The organism is Streptomyces sp. SM1, assembly GCF_002910825.1.
GTDB classification, from domain to species: Bacteria; Actinomycetota; Actinomycetes; order Streptomycetales; family Streptomycetaceae; genus Streptomyces; species Streptomyces okerensis.
In genome coordinates this window covers 1-5,115 of sequence record NZ_NEUB01000059.1, presented here as the reverse complement: position 1 = coordinate 5,115, position 5,115 = coordinate 1, and the positions used below count along the sequence as shown (strand labels likewise).

Below are 5,115 nucleotides of genomic sequence, written 5' to 3'. Positions count from 1 at the left end.
CGGGTACGCGGCGCGTCATCGATTCGTCACGACGGGGGTCACAGCAGCATGCGTTCCACACGTACGTCCACTCCGCACGGGCGCGGACGGCGCCGCGCCGTTCTCGCCGCCACCGGCCTGGTCGCCGCGCTGACGCTCACCGCGACGGCGTGCGGCGGTTCCGGCGGGAACGAAGCGAACGGCAAGCCCGACGCCACCGCCTCACGGGCCGTCGACAGCGGCGGTGCCCGGGCGGGGGTCCCGTCCGACATCACGGACCGGCTCAAGGAGCACGGGATCGACGTCGGCAAGTGGAAGGAGGGCGGCTGGCAGGACTGGGACAGGGACAAGTGGCTCAGTGAGGCACAGGACTTCGTGAACCCGGTGATCGAGGGCCTGTGGGAGCCCGAGCGGATGGGCTCCGCGCAGGAGGCCGACAAGACCGTCACGGCGAAGGACGCCTCGGCGGCACAGGGGGTCAGCGACCCGGAGCCGGCCCCGGTCCGGGCGGAGGCCGAGAAGACGCCGTACCACGAGAACGCGGCGCCGGTCGGCAAGGTGTTCTTCGACTCCCCGGACGGCCCGGCCGTCTGTTCCGGCACGGTCATCAAGGACGTGAACCATCCGGGCAGGTCCAACCTCGTCTGGACGGCCGGACACTGTGTGCACGCCGGCGCCGACGGCGGCTGGTACCGCAACCTCGTCTTCGTCCCGGCCTACAACGACCTCGGCACCTCCGACGTCGGCCCGGGCACCGCGAACGCCCAGGAGATCGCTCCCTACGGCAACTGGTGGGCGGACTGGGCCTCGACCTCGGGCGGCTGGATCCAGGGCGGTTCGCGGAGCGGCGGCGACGGCGCACCGTACGACTACGCCGTGCTGCACGTGAAGCCGGAGCAGGGGAGCAAGTCGCTGGAGGAGACGGTCGGCGCCGCGCTCGACGTGGACTTCTCCGCCCCCTCCGCGGGCGAGGCGGGCAGCATGGGCGCCTGGGGCTACCCGGCCGCACCGCCGTACAACGGTCTGCGGATGTTCAAGTGCCTCGACGCGCCGGGCCGGTTCTCGCTCTCCCCTGACCTGCCGACGATGTACCGCATCGGCTGCACCATGACCGGTGGCTCGTCCGGCGGCGGCTGGTTCCGGGTGGTGAACGGCCGGACGGTGCTGGTCTCCAACACCTCGATCGGCCCGACCGACAACACCTGGCTCGCGGGTCCGCGGCTGGGCGAGGACGCCGAGGCGCTCTACCAGAACATGAGCAGGACCTACGGCGGTCAGTGACCCGTACGCGACGAGGGCCCGCCCCCTGACGCAGGGTGCGGGCCTTCGGTCTGCCTCGGGCGGGATCAGCCGGCCGGGGTGGGAACGAACGGCGTGAGTTCGGCCGCCAGTTCCTCGTGCACCCGTACCTTGAGCAGGGTGCCCTCCGGGGTGTGCTCCTCGGAGATCACCTCGCCCTCGTCATGGGCACGGGCGACCAGCTTGCCGTGGGTGTACGGCACGAGTGCCTCGATCTCCACGGACGGACGGGGCAGCTCGTTGTCGATGAGCGCGCGCAGCTCCTCGATGCCCTGGCCGGTGCGGGCGGAGACCGCGATGGAGTTCTTCTCCACCCGCAGCAGCCGCTGAAGCGTCAGCGGGTCGGCCGCGTCGGCCTTGTTGATCACGACGATCTCGGGTACGTCGGTGGCGCCGACGTCCCTGATCACCTCGCGCACGGCGGCCAGCTGCTCCTCGGGGACCGGGTGCGAACCGTCCACCACGTGCACGATCAGGTCGGCGTCACCGACCTCCTCCATCGTGGAGCGGAACGCCTCGACCAGGTGGTGCGGCAGATGCCGGACGAAGCCGACGGTGTCGGCCAGCGTGTAGAGCCGGCCGCTCGGGGTCTCGGCCCGGCGCACGGTCGGGTCGAGGGTCGCGAACAGGGCGTTCTCGACCAGTACGCCCGCGCCCGTGAGGCGGTTGAGCAGCGAGGACTTGCCGGCGTTGGTGTAGCCCGCGATGGCCACGGACGGCACCTTGTTGCGCCTGCGCTCCTGGCGCTTGATCTCGCGGCCGGTCTTCATCTCCGCGATCTCACGGCGCATCTTCGCCATCTTCTCGCGGATCCGGCGCCGGTCCGTCTCGATCTTGGTCTCACCGGGGCCACGGGTGGCGAGGCCGCCGCCCTTGCCGCCGCCCATCTGCCGGGACAGCGACTGACCCCAGCCGCGCAGCCGCGGCAGCATGTACTGCATCTGCGCGAGCGCGACCTGTGCCTTGCCCTCCCGGGACTTGGCATGCTGGGCGAAGATGTCGAGGATCAGGGCCGTCCGGTCGATGACCTTGACCTTGACGACGTCCTCGAGGTGGATCAGCTGGCCGGGGCTGAGCTCACCGTCGCAGATGACGGTGTCCGCGCCCGAGTCGAGCACGACGTCGCGCAGTTCCTCGGCCTTGCCGGAGCCGATGTAGGTGGCGGCGTCGGGCTTGTCGCGGCGCTGGATCACGCCGTCGAGGACGAGGGCGCCCGCCGTCTCCGCGAGGGCGGCGAGCTCCGCCAGGGAGTTCTCCGCGTCCTGCGCGGTTCCCGAGGTCCACACCCCGACGAGTACGACGCGCTCCAGGCGGAGCTGCCGGTACTCGACCTCGGTGACGTCCTCGAGTTCGGTGGAGAGGCCGGCGACACGGCGCAGGGCCGCACGCTCGGAACGGTCGAACTGGTCGCCGTCCCGCTCCGAGTCGGTCCCGAGGCTCCAGGCGACGTCCTCTTCCATCAGGGCATCGGCCCGAAGACCTTCGGGATGGGTGGCCGCGAAGCGCTTGGTGTCCTGGGAAGGGGAAGAAGAGGAGGTCATTGGGTCCTAACGTCGTCGGGTAGTCGTCTGGGCGGCGGAGGCGGTCCGAAGGCCTCTCCGTCACTGTGCACAACGTCCGGGCGGTCCGGGAGATTCCCGTGTCCCGTGTGGTGCCGACCTGACGATGGTCGCACGGCACGCCCGTCCCGTCATCGTGTTATTCCCGGCCCGCGCCCGCCCGATGCGCGTGCGGTACGGGCCGCCGGGCGGGCGGGACGTCCCGGGCCGAGGCCTTCCATTCCGGGTGGCCGGGCATGGGCGGGGTCGTGGTGCCGTAGAGCCACGGGTGCAGGAAGCCGGTCAGGTCGCGTCCGGCGGTCTCGGAGGCCAGCCGGACGAAGTCGGAGGTCCCGGCCGTGCCGTCGCGGTGGCGGGTGACCCAGGCACGCTCCAGGCGTTCGAAGGCCGTGCGGCCGATCTCCTCACGCAGGGCGTACAGCACGAGCGCGCCGCCGGAGTAGACGTTCGGGCGGAAGATGCCGATCTTCCGGCCGGGTTCCGGCGGCTCGGGCGCGGCGGGCGGTCCCCCTGCCGCGCGCCATCCGTCCGACGCCCGGTAGGCCGCCTTCATCCGGGCCTCCAGGGATCGGCCGCCCCTCTCCTGCGCGTACAGCGCCTCGTACCAGGTGGCGTGTCCCTCGTTGAGCCACAGGTCGGACCAGGTGCGCGGGCTGACGCTGTTGCCGAACCACTGGTGGGCCAGCTCGTGCACCATGATCGACTCGACGTACCAGGCGGGCAGGGCGGGGTCGGTGAACATCTCGCGCTCGAAGAGGGAGAGCGTCTGGGTCTCGAGCGCGAAACCGGTGGACGCGTCGGCGAGGAGCATGCCGTAGGTGGCGAACGGGTAGCGTCCGGCCTTCTCCTCCATCCAGGCGATCTGGTCCGGGGTCCTGGCCAGCCACGGTTCGGCCTGCTCGCGGTGCCGGGCGGGGACGACGTCCCGCAGGGGCAGACCGTGCGGGCCGGTGCGGTGCACGACCGTGGAACGGCCGATGGAGACCTGGGCGAGCTCGGTCGCCATGGGGTGCAGGGTCCGGTACGTCCATGTGGTGGCCCCGCGTGTGCGGTCGACACCGGCCGGCAGACCGTTGGCGACGGCCGTGTGGCCGTCGGGGGCGGTGATGCGGAAGGTGAACATCGCCTTGTCGGAGGGGTGGTCGTTGCAGGGAAACACCAGGTGGGCGGCGTCCGCCTGGTTGGCCATGGCGAGGCCGTCCGCGGTGCGCACCCACCCTCCCTCGCGGTCTCCGGCCACCGGGTCGCTGGTGTGCCGGACGGTGATGCGTGGCACGTCGCCCTCGCCGAGTCCGTCCCGGGGGGTGATCACCAGGTCCTCGCCGGCGCCGGTGAACGCCGTGGGGCGGCCGTCGACCTCGACCGACCGCACCGTGCCGTGGGTGAAGTCGAGGTTGATCCGGTCCAGGTCGGCGGTGATGCGGGCGTCAAGGGTGGTGACGGCCTGGAGCGGCTGGTCGTTGCGGCCGGAATAGGTCAGGGCGAGGTCGTACGACAGCACGTCGTAGCCGGGGTTGCCCAGGTGGGGGAAGAGGCGGTCTCCGATGCCGAGCGGGACGGCCGGGGCACTCGCGGAGAGCAGGGAGACGGAGGCGGCACAGGCGAGCAGTGCCGCGGCCGTCCTCCGGCGGCGGGCGGGGTGGCGGTGCGGGCGGGGGACGCGGCGGTGCGGGGGGAGGGCGTGGCGGTGCGGGGGCAGCGGCATGAGCATGCCCCACGGCTATCAGCGCGCGCGTGTGCGACGGCGGCGGCGCGCTCCCGGCCCACCCGATCGGGTAATCACACCGCTCGGACGCCATGGGTCCGCGTCAGGCACCCGGGGTGTGCGGCTGCGCCCGGCTCACGTCGTACACCCCGGCCACGTCACGCATCGCGCGCATCAGGACGGGGAGGCGGGCGGCGTCCGGCAGCTGCACCGTGTACGTGTGCCGCACCTGCTGCCGGTCCGGCGGCTCGACGGTCGCGGAGACGATCTCGGCCCCCTCGACGGCCATGGCCTCGGTGAGATCCGCGAGCAGATGCGGACGGACGAACGATTCCGCGACCAGCGTGACCCGGCACTCGGCGCCCTCGCCCCAGCGCACACCGACCTCGGCGCGCCCCGCGCTCCTCATCCGGGCCACCCCGGGGCACCCCGCGCGGTGCACGGTGACCGCTCCCCCGCGCACGGCGAAGCCGGTCACCTCGTCGGGCGGTACGGGCGTACAGCAGCCGGCCAGCCGTACGGTCGCGCCGGCGTGCCAGGCGGTGTGGAGGTCCATGAGCACGGTGTGCCAGG

At 72.2% G+C, this 5,115-nt stretch carries 4 protein-coding genes; 1 reads left to right on the top strand and 3 read right to left on the bottom strand.

The features are described from left to right. The first annotated feature begins 48 nt into the window (after nt 1-48). Entirely contained in the window at nt 49-1,260 is a 1,212-nt protein-coding gene (locus B9S61_RS01340; RefSeq protein ID WP_103540532.1) for a serine protease, read from the top strand. Between the two features lie 65 nt (nt 1,261-1,325). Here the strand turns inward: B9S61_RS01340 and hflX are convergent, their stop codons facing one another. The 3 genes from hflX to B9S61_RS01325 all read right to left on the bottom strand — a co-directional run. Beyond that, a complete protein-coding gene (hflX, locus tag B9S61_RS01335; protein WP_103540531.1) occupies nt 1,326-2,819 on the bottom strand; it encodes a GTPase HflX in 1,494 nt (497 codons plus the stop codon). Between the two features lie 157 nt (nt 2,820-2,976). Continuing rightward, entirely contained in the window at nt 2,977-4,542 is a 1,566-nt protein-coding gene (locus B9S61_RS01330; RefSeq protein ID WP_103540533.1) for a M1 family metallopeptidase, read from the bottom strand. A gap of 103 nt (nt 4,543-4,645) precedes the next feature. Continuing rightward, nucleotides 4,646-5,115: ACT domain-containing protein (locus tag B9S61_RS01325; RefSeq protein ID WP_146064668.1), on the bottom strand; the 470-nt coding region annotated here is incomplete at its 5' end.

Bases quoted from the DNA above. Each gene is read 5' to 3' on its own strand.
- B9S61_RS01340 (WP_103540532.1), top strand. From the start codon at position 49: ATGCGTTCCACACGTACGTCCACTCCGCACGGGCGCGGACGGCGCCGC.
- B9S61_RS01330 (WP_103540533.1), bottom strand. From the start codon at position 4,542: ATGCCGCTGCCCCCGCACCGCCACGCCCTCCCCCCGCACCGCCGCGTC.
- hflX (WP_103540531.1), bottom strand. From the start codon at position 2,819: ATGACCTCCTCTTCTTCCCCTTCCCAGGACACCAAGCGCTTCGCGGCC.